Raw genomic sequence first — 14,377 nt, 5'->3', positions numbered from 1 at the left:
AGAATGGGAGAGGTTATTTGTGAAAGTATCTTATCATGGACATTCGGTTGTAAAGGTGGAAACTGGGACACATACGATATTAATTGATCCGTTTATTTCAGGAAATCCAGCATGTGACTTAGATGCAAGTACGATTAAGGCGGATGTGATTTTATTGACACATGGGCATAATGATCATGTAGGGGATACCTTTGACATTGCGAAGCGGAATGATGCACTTGTTGTTGCACCTAATGAGCTTGCGAATTACTTAGGATCAAAAGGATTAAACGTCCATCCGATGCATATCGGTGGTTTCCATCATTTTGATTTCGGTCGGGTGAAATTTACCCAGGCCTTCCATGGCTCTTCCTATGTCGAAGAAGACGGGACTGTCATCTATGGCGGTATGCCTGGTGGAATCCTGCTTACCATTGACGGAAAGACGATTTATCATGTAGGTGATACAGCCCTATTTACAGATTTGAAAATGTATGGTGAGATGAACGAGATCGATATAGCATTTATCCCAATCGGCGATAATTTTACAATGGGAGCCGACGATGCGCTTGTTGCTGCAGATTGGCTTAATGCGAAGATTGTTGTGCCGATTCATTATAATACATTCCCAGTTATTGAGCAGGATCCGGATACCTTTGCAAGTCAAGTAAGAACGGGTGAAGGACTGGCAATGAAGATTGGCGATAGCCTGGAGCTGTAAGGAGAGATGACGCGAGCGATATGGCTCGCGTTTTTTCATCGCTTAGGAAATACTGATAAATTTGGAAATGTGCGGATATATTCTAAAAGTACGCTGATATTCGACAAACAAGCGGCAAGAGAAAGTCGAATCTAGTAAAATACAACTAACAAATAATAATGTTTCCTTTTTTTTCATTCGTTGCTATAATTTTAATTGCGCTACTTTTTACCTATATTCGTCATACATATGAAGGGAAGCGATGAAAATCGAAGTCTTGTTTATTCTATTATTTTTCTTATTTGGCATCACTTTTGGCTCATTTTACAATGTTGTCGGCTTACGTTCCCCAAAAAATGAAACCTTTGTCAACGACCGTTCGTACTGTCCCTCATGTAAACATCAGCTCTCATGGTATGAGCTTATTCCTGTCTTTTCCTTCTTTATTCAAGGTGGAAAATGCGGCCATTGTAAATCGAAAATATCCAATATTTATCCAACAATCGAATTACTTACTGGTTTTCTATTTGCATTTAGCTTTTGGAAAATTGGCTTCGAATGGGAAGTGATCACAGCGCTGTTACTTATTTCAATGCTGATGATTATTCTCGTTTCAGATATAAAATACATGGTCATCCAGAATAAGGTATTGGTCTTCTTCCTGCCATTATTGATAATAATGCGGGTGGTTCAACCGCTCGAACCATGGTGGTCGCCAATAGTTGGCGCTATTGTAATTGCTGTCATTCTTGCAATCATTATCCTTGTTAGTCGTGGTGGAATGGGTGCTGGTGATATGAAATTATTTGCTGTGCTCGGAATTGTCCTCGGTGTGGAAAAAGTGCTGCTGGCTTTCTTCCTTTCCTGTTTACTTGGTGCGGTAATTGGGATGCTGCTAATGTTATTTAATATCATTAAACGCAGACAGCCTGTACCGTTCGGACCTTATATTGTGTTTGCAGCATTGATCGCATATTTTTATGGTGACTCGATGATTGATTGGTATTTGGGTTTTATTATTTAAAGGTTATTTCTAGTATTTTCGTATTATGAAAGATGGGCAAGGGCTGAGAAAGGTATTCATACAGAAATTACGACAATTGCAGCTATAGCGTATAAACGGAAGTTTACATAAAATCAATATTTGAGTAATAAGCCGTTAGTATTCATTTTGAAAACGGTTCAAAAATAAAGGGATATTTAGACTCGAAAACTAGTTGACACATTTTTTTTCAGTTGTTACTATTTAACTAGTTAAATGAACAGTGAAGTGTTGAAGTACGATTACATGTGGGCACCTATATCGTATGAAGCTAGTGGTGCAACCGACCTTTCATAGAATGCTATATATGCAGATATGTAAGGTTTTTTCATTGTAATCAAATAATTAAAAGTTCGCACATTAACTCGAATGATGACAGCTGAAAAGGAAGTTATCTACTATGAAATTATTGAAAAACCCTATAATGACAATTGTGCTTTTCATTCTGATATTTGGGCTATTGCCAAATTCAGTTGTCGAAGCGATGGGAAAAGTTTCCAAAGGATCCTCGATTGCTGGTGTAAACTTGGAAGGCGCTACACTTGAGGAAGCAAAACAGCTGCTCGAGTCGAGAATAGAGGACTGGCAAGGTGGTGAGCCAATTCTTGCAGTGAGTGAGTATGAGACGATTTCGATACCAAGGACAATGTTCCAATTTGATATTGATGCCTCATTAACAAAGCTAAATGAACGAATGAAACGGCATTGGTCAACTTTTTTTATGAAACAAAAGAACGTAAAGCTTCCACTGGAGGTTACGACTCAAAGTAATGTGATTGACTGGCCGGAATATGTGGACGTGGAGGAAACCGTCGCAAATGCAAACTTGATCGCAGGAAACTTAGAAGAAACGAATGTAACGATTAAATACATAGATGGAGCCACTATTGAGCAGGCTGAAATTGCGGATATTTCCTATCGAATACCAGATGTGTCTGATGCTGCAGTTAAATACTTAGTGGAGGAACTGGATGGATTAACGGTGAAAGCTGAAAGTTCGTTCTCCTTCTTAGATACAATTTCTTTGCCGAATGGAATGGACAATGGCGAGGTTGAAATGAGCTTTGTTGCCTCCGGATTATATGCGCTCGCATTGCAGACGAATATTGAAATCATCGAACGTCATCAGCAGGAAAAAGTAACGAGCTATGCTAAAGCAGGAATGGATGTTGCGGTTGACAGGAAAGCGGAGAAAAATTTATTGCTATACAACCCGAATGCCTATGAATATACCGTCAATGCAAGCATTGAGGGTGAGCAGATGAAAATGTCGATCCATTCCTTCCTGGATAATGTTACATATTCTAATACGCTTGAAAATAATGTCGAAGTCGAGCCAAGGACATTATATCGTTATAACCCTGATTTAGCATTCGGAGAAGAGGAAGTTGTGCAGCAAGGCGTGGCAGGTGTACAAATCGAGGTGTACCGGGTGCAAAATGCAGAGGATGGAAATGTCCTTGAACGCGAATTAGTGAGTCGGGATTTTTATTTTCCAACACCGGAAATTATCGAAGTTTCGACACAAGAAGCGATTCCAGAAGAAGAGCTGGCGCCAGTTACAGAAGACCCTGTCGAAGAAACGACACCAGCATTGCCGGAATTAAATCTTGGTTCACTAGTGGACATACTTCCAAGTACAAGCACGGGTCCGGAATGTGAAGCAGATCCGTCCCAATGTGATAGACTAGATGAGGATCCAAGCGAGTTTCTGCTAGCATGTATGTTGAAGCATGAAACAGGAGCTGCAACCGCAGAAACAGAAGAGGCTGTAGCTGAGGATGAGACGAACAACCCATACTGTGATTTGATGTATCTGTATTTGTTCCTAAGTTTATTCGGAAATGAATCCATACAAGCGCAAACAGAGGATACGGACATTCCTTTAGATAATGAAGAAATTTCAGCAGGATCAGCAAACGATGAAGAGGTGAGGTAGACCATGGCGCGTAAACGATTAGGGGATTTACTTGTTGAGTCGGGATTGATCACAGGGGAACAATTGGCAGAAACGCTAGCAGATAAAAGTGCCGATGAGAAATTAGGGGATACACTCCTAAGAGAAGGGTATATCACGGAGCAGCAGCTAATCGAAGTACTGGAATTCCAGCTAGGTATTCCTCATATTAATGTCGCACAATATCCGGTCGAACAAGAAACGATCCAGCTCGTACCAAAAGAGTTAGCAAAACGCCATTTGCTCCTGCCGATTCGTGTGGATGGCAATAAATTATTTGTCGCGATGGCAGACCCGATGGATTACTTTGCGATGGAAGAACTAAGGATGGCAACGGGCTATCAAATTATGCCAGGGATTGCGACGAAGGATGCACTCTACCGCATGGTGACGAAATATTATGACCTCCAAGAATCAATCGATGAGGTAATGGATGATTATTCACCAGAGGAGAGCATCGATGAAACGGGAATTACCGATGAAGATTCACCGATTGTAAAGCTTGTTAACCAAATCATTACCAATGCAGTGGCACAACGGGCGAGTGATATTCACCTGGACCCACAAGAAGTGGAGCTTACCGTTCGATATCGTGTGGATGGTGTTCTAAAAACTGAACGAGCATTGCCGAAATACATGCAGAATGTGTTAATCGCACGAATTAAGATTATGGGGAATTTGAATATCACGGAAAATCGGATTCCCCAGGATGGCCGAATTAAAATAGATATCAATAATCGACCAATCGACATACGAATTTCATCCCTTCCATCTGTATACGGTGAAAAAATCGTTATGCGGATTCTTGATTTAGGAAGTTCTCTGGATCAATTGGATAAATTAGGATTAACACCAGATAACTTGGCGAAATTCACAAAAATGATTGAAAAGCCGAATGGGATTGTGCTCATTACGGGACCAACTGGATCAGGAAAATCATCTACCCTTTATGCTGCACTGAACCGTTTAAACTCAGAGGAAGTCAATATTATTACAATTGAGGACCCTGTTGAATACCGTCTGCGCGGCATTAATCAGGTACAAGTGAAAGAAGAAGTGGGCATGACATTTGCAAGTGGGCTCCGGTCGATTTTACGGCAAGACCCGGACATCATTATGATTGGAGAAATTCGTGATTTTGAGACGGCGCAAATTGCGATTCGTGCATCACTTACGGGGCATTTAGTGTTAAGTACACTCCATACGAATAGTGCAATCGCAGCACTAACGCGATTAATTGATATGGGAATCGAGCCATTTCTTATTTCCTCCTCCCTTGCTGGTGTCATTGGACAGCGCCTCGTTCGCCGGGTTTGTCGGGATTGCGGGGAAGATGTTTTGCCAACGGAACGGGAACGGCAGCTTTTCCAGCAAGCCGGAATTGAAGTAGGGACAATCAAACGTGGCAGTGGCTGTCCAAGCTGTAATGGGACGGGCTACCTGGGGAGGCTTGCAATCCATGAAATCCTGCCGATTGATGACGAAATCAATCGATTTGTCATGAATGCAGCGAGCATGGCAGATATTCGCGATCATGTGAAACAAACGGGTATGCCGTTTCTCATTGATGATGGATTATGGAAGGTTGCACAAGGATTAACCACGACAGAAGAAGTTCTCCGTGTGACCCAAGTAGAGTAGGAGGTGTAAATGATGCCCGAGACAATCGAAGAATTATTGGAACAAGCATATGCAAAAGGTGCATCCGATTTACATATTACGGTTGGGTCGAAGCCGATTTTTCGGATAAATGGCGAGCTCATCCCACAGGGGGAAACCATTCTCACTAATGAGGATACAGAGAATATGGCCAAGGCAATTATTAAAGATGCTGATTGGGATAGATTCATCGACATCGGCGAACTCGATTTTTCTTATATGATTGAAAATGTATCACGATTTCGTGTCAACACATATCATCAGCGCCAAAAGATTGGCATCGTTGCCCGGGTGATTCCGAGTCAAATTCCAAGCATCGAGCAATTAGGCATGCCGTTAATTTTAAAGGATTTAGCGAAAAAGCCACAAGGACTGATTCTTGTTACTGGTCCAACAGGTTCAGGTAAATCAACAACCTTAGCAGCAATGATAGATTACATTAACCAATCCAGTGCGAAACATGTGATTACGCTGGAGGATCCGATTGAATATGAGCATCAACATCTGAAATCAATCGTCAATCAACGCGAGGTTGGCATCGATACCGGAAGCTTTGCCAATGGATTGCGTGCGGCATTGCGGCAGGATCCAGATATTATTTTAGTTGGGGAAATGCGTGATTATGAAACAATTTCCACTGCAATAACAGCTGCTGAAACGGGGCATCTCGTGTTTGCAACATTGCATACGAGCAGTGCGGCACAAACGATTGACCGGATTATCGATGTGTTCCCGCCATTCCAGCAGCCGCAAATTCGTATCCAGCTTGCTTCTGTCCTTGAAGGGATCATCTCCCAGCGATTACTGCGGAGAGCGGATGGAAGTGGCAGAATTGCTGCAACAGAGATTTTAATTAATCTGCCATCTGTTGCCAATTTAATACGCAATGAGAAGGTTGACCAGATAACAAACATATTGCAAACGAGTCGTGCAGCAGGGATGCACACATTAGAAATGTCTGTGAAGGAACTGCTTGACAGCGGAATTTTAACATTTGGCGATGCAAGTGTTTATCTTTCAAATGCAGGTGAATATTAATGCCAGTCTATAAATATGTTGGAAGAACGAAGAAGGGAACGATGAAGCGCGGCACGATTGAAAGTGTTTCAAGAAGCCAGGCAATCGCAGCGCTTCGTGAGAAAAGCATTAGCCCTCGTGAAGTAACGGAAACGAAGGCTACGATCTTCAATCGTGATATTTCGATCGGCGGGAGCTCGGTGAAGTCCGAGGATTTTGTAATCTATTGCCGCCAATTCGCTACCTTAATTCGAGCAGGGATTTCGATTGTTCAGGCAACAAATATATTAGCTGCTCAAACCGAAAGTAAAGGATTAAAAAAGGCACTCTTTCAGGTTGAAGTCGAGATTAAAGAAGGGCACTCCTTCTCCGAATCGGTTGGTAAGTTTCCGAAAGTTTTCCCAGCACTGTTTGTCAACATGGTAAGAGCAGGGGAAATGACAGGGAATATCGATGATACATTGGACAGGCTGGCAAGTTATTATGAAAAACAAAATTCGTTGAAAAAGAAGATTGAATCAACAATGGCATATCCAGTCATTCTATCTGTTGTTGTCGTTGCCGTCGTTATCTTTCTAATGCTAACGATTGTCCCGCAATTTACAGCGATGTTTGAGGATATGGGAAGTGAATTACCGGCGATTACACAATTAGTTGTAAACATGAGTAATTTCATTAAATATTCCTGGTGGCTAGGGTTGCTAGTTGTTGTAGTGGGGATTTCTATCTTTCTATTTTTCTATCGAAATAATAAAATATTCCACTACTCAGTTCATATTGCTCTATTTAAAATGCCAGTGTTCGGTAAACTGTTACAAAAGTCGGCGATCGCCCGGATGACAAGGACATTATCATCGCTATTCGCAAGCTCGGTGCCGATTTTACAGGCGCTGACGATTGTGGATAAGGTCGTTGGCAATCCAGTTATAGGTAAAGTTGTCCTTGCATCACGAGATAGCTTAGAGCAGGGGCGACCACTTTCTGAGCCAATTGAAAAGAGCTGGGTTTTCCCGCCACTCGTCGCACAAATGATTGCGATTGGCGAACAAACAGGACAACTTGACTTCATGCTCGCAAAGGTCGCTGATTTCTATGAGGAAGATGTTGACCGGACAGTCGATACTTTAAAGTCGTTGATTGAACCGTTAATGATTATTATTCTTGCGGGTGTTGTAGGATTTATTGTCATAGCGATTATGGTACCGATGTTCTCAATCTATGGTGAGATGTAAGGAATGAAAAGTAAACGGAAAATTTCAGGGAGGTGATGGGGGACAAGGGGAGTACGGACTTTATCTTTTGTTACTAGTGTTTATTATTAATTAAAAAATAGGAGGGTTTAACGATGAAGAAATTTTTACGATTATTGAAAAAAGATGAGCGAGGATTGACATTGGTTGAGTTACTTGCAGTAGTTGTTATTTTGGCGATTGTTGGTGCGATTGCGTTTGTGGCGATTGGGAATGTAATTGATAATTCTAAGAAGGATGCGCATGTGGCAAATGCACAACAGTTGATTTCTGCTGCTAAGTTGTATGAGGCTAGTGTAGGGGAAATTCCCACAAGTGGGCTAGATACTACAACAAAAGTTACAGGGACTGAGGAATTAGTATTTAATACGATTGAAAAATTAACTGATCCATGGAATTCAACGAATACCGATTATAAAGGTACTGTTACTAAAGAAAATAATGTATATAAAGTAACTATTTCTGGGGTGGGCACAAATGACGCCGGAAAATGTGAAATAACCACTGAGTCAGAGGCTAAAATTAATCTAGGAAGAGATACAGTATGTGCTGCTGGTTCACAGGGTTAAAGTATAAAGTATCATTTTTGTTGGCTATAAATGCCAACAAAAATGATACTAAGTTAAATCAATTCCTTCCACGACCCCATCATACCCATGGTGGGCTGGTGAAAAGAATTGCCTATCAATCTTTTAATCTACTTATAAAACCCAAGTCACAGAAAGGTGATTTTACATCATGTTTTCACTTAAAAAGTCTAAAAAGGTAATCAATATCGTCATAGAAGATTATGTCCTTAGGATCGTTGAAACCACTGGACAAGATATTTCTGCCGTAAAATATTTTGCTGAAAAACCACTCCCAGCAGGCATCATTGCTCATGGGAAAATTGCTGATGAAATTCAGTTCTATAATTTTATGAAAGAATTAGTGAAGGAACTTGGCTTGAAAAATCGCCTAGTTCGTTTTTATGTTCCTGATTCTTTAGTTATTATGCGGCAGGTGGAGTTTCCTGCACATTTGAAAAATAAAAAGGAAATAAAAGAATACTTTGAATTAGAAATAGGAAAAACGATTCACCTCCCATTTAAACAACCTGTTTTTGATATCCATTATAGCCCTTTTGAAGCAACAAATCGTAAAGAAGAGATGATCGGAAATTTAAATGAAATGCGCCAAGGAATATTATTCGCAGCACCAGAAGAAGAGATGGCGAAGTATACGGAAATCTTCGTGGACGTGTCGATGAAGCCGGTTGTTGCTGATGTGAAGGCATTGGGTGTTTATCGTTATTTTCAGTTGATGCAGCCGATTGATATAAGCCATAGCTACCTATTTGTTGAGTTAAACGTAACATCGATCCATATTGGTATTTTTCAAAATCATCAGCTGGAATTTTTACGCTATCAGGATTTGGACTTGAAATTAAAGGGATGGAAAGCAAGTAATCCCCCTAATGAAATGATTAGCTGGGAATATGTGGATGATGCAGCAATGATCAAAGGAATTGTCGAGGATCAGATATTGGAATTAGAACGGATTATGAACTTTTACCGTTTTTCCATCCATAAGGGTGAAAAAGGCGTTACAGATATCGTAATTCTCGGCGACCATCCAAATAAACAAGAATTCTATCAAAAAATAAAAAGCCAGATAGACTTGCCAATTACCCTATTAAAAAATCATGAAACAAAAGCTAAAGAAATTAGTAGTATCTATATTCCAGCACTGGGGCTTGCGATAGAAGGGGGAGAACTAGCGGATGAAACCAGAAGTTAATCTCTTACCGAAATACGAGCGATATAATAATGTACCTTTTATTTTATTTATTATAGGTTTAGTCATCTGTTTACTGCTCGCAGGCGCGCTAATCTATTTTTATGTGACGACAAAAGGAGAACTAAATGATGCAGAGGCAAACGTATCTCAATTAACAGATGAAAAAACATTGCTTGAAGCACGGGTGAATGCTTTAAATACAAATGATTCGGCTACATTGGCTAGTGCGATTGATTATGCAGAAAAATTCAAGGTTCCTACATCCAAACTCGTCGATGAATTTATGGAATTGCTACCCGACCATAGTTATTTGAGCTATTTATTATATGATTATGAAACGGTTCAACTTGAAACGCAATTTGAAGTATTGACAAATACTGCCTACTATGTGGATGCATTGACGAATTCACCTTATATGGAAAATGTGGTAGTCGACAAGGTAGAAACATTTGAACATGGATCAGAGGATCCGAATGCGAAAATAGAAAATCAATACGAAATAATTCCACGAAATCATGCCTACTATTCGCTTGATGTCAATAATGAAGCTCTAATAGAAGGGGAGGAAACTGATGAATAGTTTGTTTCAGGAAAATAAAAAATCCTTTCTCCTATTGCTCGGGCTAGTCTTTGTTTTAATAATTGTTGCCTATTTTCTATTCTATCAACCATTGACAAAAGAACTCAAAGCACAGAAAAGTCAGGTGACACAGCTACAATCCGATATTGCATTGTTCAATGTACAACTTGAACATGTGGATAACGATGATTCACTCGATATGGATATTGAAAATGTGAGACTAGCAAATATCATGCCACCGACACCAGAACTTGAAAGCCTTGTGAAAACATTGAATGAGATTGAGCTTATGAGCGGAAGCCGGATTGAGGAATTAAGATTTTCATATGATGGTTCATTACCAGAACGTGTTGTGAATGAGGAAGCAGTAGTAGATTCAGAGAGTGCTGTACCGGAAGAACCGGTAGCAACAGAGGATGTCGAAACAGATTCCAACCCAGAAGTGTCTGGTGAAATAACGCCTGTAATTGCAATGCCAGAGAAACCGGAGAACTTGCATCTAATTACCGTTAGCATGGACATCGCTTCACCTGACTACGAACACTTTCAAATTCTTCTTAAAGAAATCGAAAAACAAGAAAGAATCATGATGGTAAATCGATTAGAATTTGATAAGCCTGCGGAAAGTGTATTGATGATTGGTGACGAGGCAAATGAATCGATTATAGCAACGATTGATATTACAACGTTTTATTTTGATGAAAAGTAAGTGAATGATTTTGATGAAAAATGATATAGAAAAAGTATATATTAAAGTTGTTAAGGGGGGATAGGAACAATGCCTTTTAAAAATAAACTCAAGAATCAGCGGGGAATGACGCTTATAGAGCTACTAGCTGCTATTACCATTTTAGGAGTCGTTTTTATAGGTTTTGTTTCTATTTTCCCGCAAATGACAAAGTTTAATGTTCAAACGGAAGAAAAACTAGGAACTATGAATTTGGCAAGGCTTGAGTTGGTAGAGTTGAAAGAAGGACTAAAAACTCTGAATCCTGCTAACAAAGAGGATTCAAGTTCAAGTGATGAAATCATTACTTATAAATATAATCAGAGTGGTTATCAATATGAAGTTGAATATTACAAAACGCCAGATCTACCTAAGAATGAGCATGCAGGATCAGTAGAGCTGAACAAAATTCATATAAAAGTAAAGAAGGATGAAAAAATGATTAGCGAAACATTTGGATACTTAAAGGATAGTAATTTGCAATGATTTCTATGAATGCATAAGAGGTGAAATGATATATGAAAAATGAAAAAGGTATGACTCTTGTCGAAGTTCTAGCAACGTTAGTCATTGCCTCTTTATTCATGGGAATTATCTACACAGTAGTTATGATGTCAATGGAATATAGCTCTGTGGAAACGACAAAGACACGATTGCAACAGGAAGCAAACTATATTATTACAGAAATTCAGCGAATTCATAGAAAAGGTGACTGTTATGTGCTTTCAATAACAGAAAATGAAGTAGCAATAGCTGAAACGGAAATGGAAAGTTGTCCAGAAACCGATTCCAAAATGAGAGTATTGAGTAGTGAATATAAATACGATTACGATATAGAGCTTGATGAAGATGGTGAAAAAATAGTTTTTGATAAAAAAGAAATCCATCCGAACATAAATAATGTGAAATTGACAAATCTCAGTATTAAAGATGCTGAGAATGCTGATATACATGTTGAAATTTCAACTATCATTTCTAGGTACAAAAATACAGAATAAGTGGAGAGGACTGTTTATGATGACTAAATTTAAGAACGAACAAGGCTACGCACTTTTGGTTGTTGTACTTTTAGTTGTACTCATCATGGGTTTCTTTACTTTTTTTATGAGTGCTTCACTTAGTAATACAAAGCAAGAGCAGCGTGTTGATCAACATAATCTTTCGGTAGTTGCAGCTGAAATGGGTGTTGATTATTATACGAATGCTATTACAAACAAATTTTATGAGCAAAGTAATGGTTTACTTGAATTTGCACAGACAGAAATAGGAAAAATAGAGAGACCGGTAGACTCTGACTATAATAATATTCAATCGAGCGTAAGAGATAAACTAAGTAGTGATCTAAATAATTATGTAAGAAATCAATTAACTAATAGTATAGATCCAATATTTAAAAATAGTATTTTTTCTTTTCGACTGAATAACATAAAGGTAGAATCAAAAGATGAATATAACATTTTTGTGAGTGGCATTGTACATGGAGAAAATACAGTGGATGCTAATCCGAAAATTTTAACATTTGATTTGACCTTTTCTGTGCCTGAATTTAGACCAAATCCTGAAAATAATAGTGGAGGAGGATTAGTAATCCCGGATTTTGATGAATCACAATTTCCAAGACTTAATAAACCTTCTCAAGGTTGCGAGTTTGGCAATAATAAAGTAGAGAAAATTAGTTATAAAGATTGCTTTGTAGAATCAGATTTAGATAGTGATAAACTAACGATAGATAATTCTCATCTATACATTGGTAGAGACATGACTGCTAAAAATGATGTAAATATCGATAGTTCATCGTTAAGTATCATAGGTAATTTAGCGGGAAACAAACAAAATTCTGATGGAATAAATAACTTTAAAATAAATAATAATTCAACATTATACGTAGGTGAGGATTTAGAAGTCAAGAATGATGCGGAATTATCTAATAACTCAATGTTGTATGTTAGAGGAAAATTAGATTCTAAAAATAACTTTACAGTTAGTGGAAATACAAATATTACAGTGGTGGAAAATATGACTGTTAAAAATAATGTAAGTTTAGACAATTCAACGTTAAATATCAAAGGGAATCTAGAAGGTAACAAAAATAATTCAGATGGAATAAATAACCTTAAACTAAATAATAATTCATCATTATTCGTAGGTGGGAATCTAGAAGTTAAAAATAATCCTGAAATACTAGGTAACTCAATATTATTTGTAGGAGGGAATTTGGATTCTAAAAATAACTTTAAAGTTAGTGGAAATTCAAAAGTTTGTATTGTTGGCTCATTTTCTTATAATAATAATTTGGAAATTGAAAGTGGCAGTAATATCTACATATTAGGCAAAACCAAACCTCAATCTGGGGTAACTAAGGTAGATAGTTTAGAAAAACTGAAAAGCTCCTGTAAGATGTCTGTCGAATCCCTGGGTGGTATTGATTCAAATATAACATGGGATAAACCAAATGTTGAAGTGGTATATGAATAGAAGTAATTTGCGCAAAGGAATAAAGCAATTCATATTGTTTTATTCCTTAGACAAGAATGACTCCTCCTTACTTAACTTCTCCAAACCTCCCAAACTCCATCCAAAACCCCATCTCAACCGTCCCCGTTGGCTCATTCCACTGCTTAGAAATAATCACCTCCACATATTCTGCTTTTCAGTTTGTTTGTCATAATAATCCTTCCAGTAAAGTAAGAAAATAACGTTCGCATCTTGCTGAATGTATCCAGATTCACGTAAATCGGACATCATTGGGTGTTTGCTTTGCCGTGATTCTACACTCCTTGATAATTGCGAGATTAATAAAATGGGAATGTTTAATTCTATCGCCAGCAGTTTTAGTTCGAGGGTGATTTCACCTATTGCCTCTCCCTCCTTTGACCTAGAATTAATCCTTCTGCTACTGCAGTAAACTTTTTGTCCCCAATTCTAAACTGAAAAAGGTAGTTGTCCCACCGTTCATACAATGGCTTGCAGCTAAATTTAGTGCGAAGTCGTTTTACCATCAGACAGTCTTGCTGCCAGAATTAGTAAATTCCTCCGTCATGACATCCAGTACCTTGTGCGTGTGAGGTAGTTAGAGTGCTCCTTGTTTGCGTCTAATAACTTATTTTTAAGGTTGTTTATTTAAGAATTGAAATATTGTGTAAAAATGCGAGCTAGGAAACAAGAAGTGTAAATTGGAAGAACACATCCGAATCGAGCGGGAGCACGTCCAAACCGAGTGGAAACACATCCAAATCGAGCGAGAACACATCCAGGTCGAGCAATCGCCATCCTAAGTTAGTTCTCACTTTATATAAATATCAACAATCAATAAGAAATGACTCACCATGAAAATGATATCCAAACGATATCCACATAAACGCCGTTCTTAATCCTCAACAACATTCATAAACTAATACAAAACGAAAGGAGGCACGGCCTATGAAACACTATGCAATTCTTAGGCTGCTACTTGCGGCATTTTTCTTATATTTCGCCTGGCCATTCATTCCGCAGGCAACATCCACTCTAGGGTTTGTTTTTTGGGGGCTATGGTTATTGTTTTTACTGCTAGTTGTTGGTGCGAATTTGGCAACACTTTTACAAATGACGAGACCACCGGTTATGGAACAGGAGGAATTAAGGAGACGGCAATTCAATAATTATTGAGTTTATTGGTTTTCAACTGTATAATAATGGACAAGATTA

General features: G+C 38.6%; 15 protein-coding genes and 1 riboswitch. Of the genes, 14 read left to right on the top strand and 1 reads right to left on the bottom strand.

Annotated elements, in window-relative coordinates:
• The first annotated feature begins 19 nt into the window (after positions 1 to 19).
• The 13 genes from CWR48_RS17070 (at position 20) to CWR48_RS17010 (ending at position 13,165) form a co-directional block, all read left to right on the top strand.
• Positions 20 to 700, top strand: a complete 681-nt coding sequence (locus tag CWR48_RS17070) for a metal-dependent hydrolase (protein ID WP_115774532.1) — start codon at positions 20 to 22, stop codon at positions 698 to 700.
• Positions 701 to 941: 241 nt separating this feature from the next.
• Positions 942 to 1,703, top strand: coding sequence for a prepilin peptidase (locus CWR48_RS17065; protein ID WP_342772476.1), 762 nt, complete (start codon positions 942 to 944; stop codon positions 1,701 to 1,703).
• A gap of 233 nt (positions 1,704 to 1,936) precedes the next feature.
• Positions 1,937 to 2,017: riboswitch (cyclic di-GMP riboswitch) on the top strand.
• Between the two features lie 104 nt (positions 2,018 to 2,121).
• Positions 2,122 to 3,660, top strand: a complete 1,539-nt coding sequence (locus CWR48_RS17060; RefSeq protein ID WP_115774531.1) for a G5 domain-containing protein — start codon at positions 2,122 to 2,124, stop codon at positions 3,658 to 3,660.
• A gap of 3 nt (positions 3,661 to 3,663) precedes the next feature.
• On the top strand, positions 3,664 to 5,319 hold the full coding sequence (locus CWR48_RS17055) for a GspE/PulE family protein (RefSeq protein ID WP_115774530.1): 1,656 nt from the start codon (positions 3,664 to 3,666) through the stop codon (positions 5,317 to 5,319).
• A 12-nt stretch (positions 5,320 to 5,331) separates the two neighbouring features.
• Positions 5,332 to 6,375 (top strand): type IV pilus twitching motility protein PilT, encoded by a 1,044-nt coding sequence (locus CWR48_RS17050; protein ID WP_115774529.1) that lies wholly within the window; start codon positions 5,332 to 5,334, stop codon positions 6,373 to 6,375.
• Positions 6,375 to 7,586, top strand: coding sequence for a type II secretion system F family protein (locus CWR48_RS17045; protein WP_115774528.1), 1,212 nt, complete (start codon positions 6,375 to 6,377; stop codon positions 7,584 to 7,586). Before CWR48_RS17050 ends, CWR48_RS17045 begins: the two co-directional genes overlap by 1 nt.
• A 113-nt stretch (positions 7,587 to 7,699) precedes the next feature.
• Positions 7,700 to 8,173 carry a type II secretion system protein gene (locus CWR48_RS17040; RefSeq protein ID WP_115774527.1) on the top strand — a complete coding sequence of 158 codons (474 nt, stop codon included), beginning with the start codon at positions 7,700 to 7,702 and terminating at the stop codon, positions 8,171 to 8,173.
• A gap of 169 nt (positions 8,174 to 8,342) precedes the next feature.
• Entirely contained in the window at positions 8,343 to 9,383 is a 1,041-nt protein-coding gene (pilM, locus tag CWR48_RS17035) for a type IV pilus biogenesis protein PilM (protein WP_115774526.1), read from the top strand.
• Positions 9,367 to 9,963 carry a hypothetical protein gene (locus CWR48_RS17030; RefSeq protein ID WP_115774525.1) on the top strand — a complete coding sequence of 199 codons (597 nt, stop codon included), beginning with the start codon at positions 9,367 to 9,369 and terminating at the stop codon, positions 9,961 to 9,963. The genes pilM and CWR48_RS17030 overlap by 17 nt, the downstream gene beginning before the upstream one ends.
• A complete protein-coding gene (locus CWR48_RS17025) occupies positions 9,956 to 10,672 on the top strand; it encodes a hypothetical protein (RefSeq protein WP_115774524.1) in 717 nt (238 codons plus the stop codon). The genes CWR48_RS17030 and CWR48_RS17025 overlap by 8 nt, the downstream gene beginning before the upstream one ends.
• A 69-nt stretch (positions 10,673 to 10,741) precedes the next feature.
• Entirely contained in the window at positions 10,742 to 11,176 is a 435-nt protein-coding gene (locus CWR48_RS17020; protein WP_115774523.1) for a type IV pilus modification PilV family protein, read from the top strand.
• Positions 11,177 to 11,208: 32 nt separating this feature from the next.
• Positions 11,209 to 11,688 carry a PilW family protein gene (locus CWR48_RS17015; RefSeq protein ID WP_115774522.1) on the top strand — a complete coding sequence of 160 codons (480 nt, stop codon included), beginning with the start codon at positions 11,209 to 11,211 and terminating at the stop codon, positions 11,686 to 11,688.
• Positions 11,689 to 11,704: 16 nt separating this feature from the next.
• The gene (locus tag CWR48_RS17010) at positions 11,705 to 13,165 is read left to right on the top strand and encodes a hypothetical protein (protein ID WP_115774521.1); all 1,461 of its coding nucleotides are present in this window, start codon (positions 11,705 to 11,707) and stop codon (positions 13,163 to 13,165) included.
• A 153-nt stretch (positions 13,166 to 13,318) separates the two neighbouring features.
• Here the strand turns inward: CWR48_RS17010 and CWR48_RS20905 are convergent, their stop codons facing one another.
• On the bottom strand, positions 13,319 to 13,576 hold the full coding sequence (locus CWR48_RS20905) for a DnaB-like helicase C-terminal domain-containing protein (protein WP_425453918.1): 258 nt from the start codon (positions 13,574 to 13,576) through the stop codon (positions 13,319 to 13,321).
• Between the two features lie 534 nt (positions 13,577 to 14,110).
• Between CWR48_RS20905 and CWR48_RS17000 the strand changes: the two genes are divergently transcribed.
• Positions 14,111 to 14,338, top strand: a complete 228-nt coding sequence (locus CWR48_RS17000) for a hypothetical protein (RefSeq protein WP_115774520.1) — start codon at positions 14,111 to 14,113, stop codon at positions 14,336 to 14,338.
• Positions 14,339 to 14,377: the final 39 nt, after the last annotated feature.

This window comes from Oceanobacillus arenosus, from assembly GCF_003369575.1.
Classification (GTDB): Bacteria; Bacillota; Bacilli; order Bacillales; family Amphibacillaceae; genus Oceanobacillus; species Oceanobacillus arenosus.
This window is presented reverse-complemented; position numbering and strand designations above follow the sequence as displayed.

Excerpts from the sequence above, each read along its gene's own strand:
- CWR48_RS17000 (WP_115774520.1), top strand. The coding sequence starts at position 14,111 with ATGAAACACTATGCAATTCTTAGGCTGCTACTTGCGGCATTTTTCTTA.
- CWR48_RS17015 (WP_115774522.1), top strand. The coding sequence starts at position 11,209 with ATGAAAAATGAAAAAGGTATGACTCTTGTCGAAGTTCTAGCAACGTTA.
- CWR48_RS17040 (WP_115774527.1), top strand. The coding sequence starts at position 7,700 with ATGAAGAAATTTTTACGATTATTGAAAAAAGATGAGCGAGGATTGACA.
- pilM (WP_115774526.1), top strand. The coding sequence starts at position 8,343 with ATGTTTTCACTTAAAAAGTCTAAAAAGGTAATCAATATCGTCATAGAA.
- CWR48_RS17060 (WP_115774531.1), top strand. The coding sequence starts at position 2,122 with ATGAAATTATTGAAAAACCCTATAATGACAATTGTGCTTTTCATTCTG.
- CWR48_RS17025 (WP_115774524.1), top strand. The coding sequence starts at position 9,956 with ATGAATAGTTTGTTTCAGGAAAATAAAAAATCCTTTCTCCTATTGCTC.
- CWR48_RS17045 (WP_115774528.1), top strand. The coding sequence starts at position 6,375 with ATGCCAGTCTATAAATATGTTGGAAGAACGAAGAAGGGAACGATGAAG.
- CWR48_RS17050 (WP_115774529.1), top strand. The coding sequence starts at position 5,332 with ATGCCCGAGACAATCGAAGAATTATTGGAACAAGCATATGCAAAAGGT.
- CWR48_RS17020 (WP_115774523.1), top strand. The coding sequence starts at position 10,742 with ATGCCTTTTAAAAATAAACTCAAGAATCAGCGGGGAATGACGCTTATA.
- CWR48_RS17065 (WP_342772476.1), top strand. The coding sequence starts at position 942 with ATGAAAATCGAAGTCTTGTTTATTCTATTATTTTTCTTATTTGGCATC.
- CWR48_RS17030 (WP_115774525.1), top strand. The coding sequence starts at position 9,367 with ATGAAACCAGAAGTTAATCTCTTACCGAAATACGAGCGATATAATAAT.
- CWR48_RS17010 (WP_115774521.1), top strand. The coding sequence starts at position 11,705 with ATGATGACTAAATTTAAGAACGAACAAGGCTACGCACTTTTGGTTGTT.
- CWR48_RS17055 (WP_115774530.1), top strand. The coding sequence starts at position 3,664 with ATGGCGCGTAAACGATTAGGGGATTTACTTGTTGAGTCGGGATTGATC.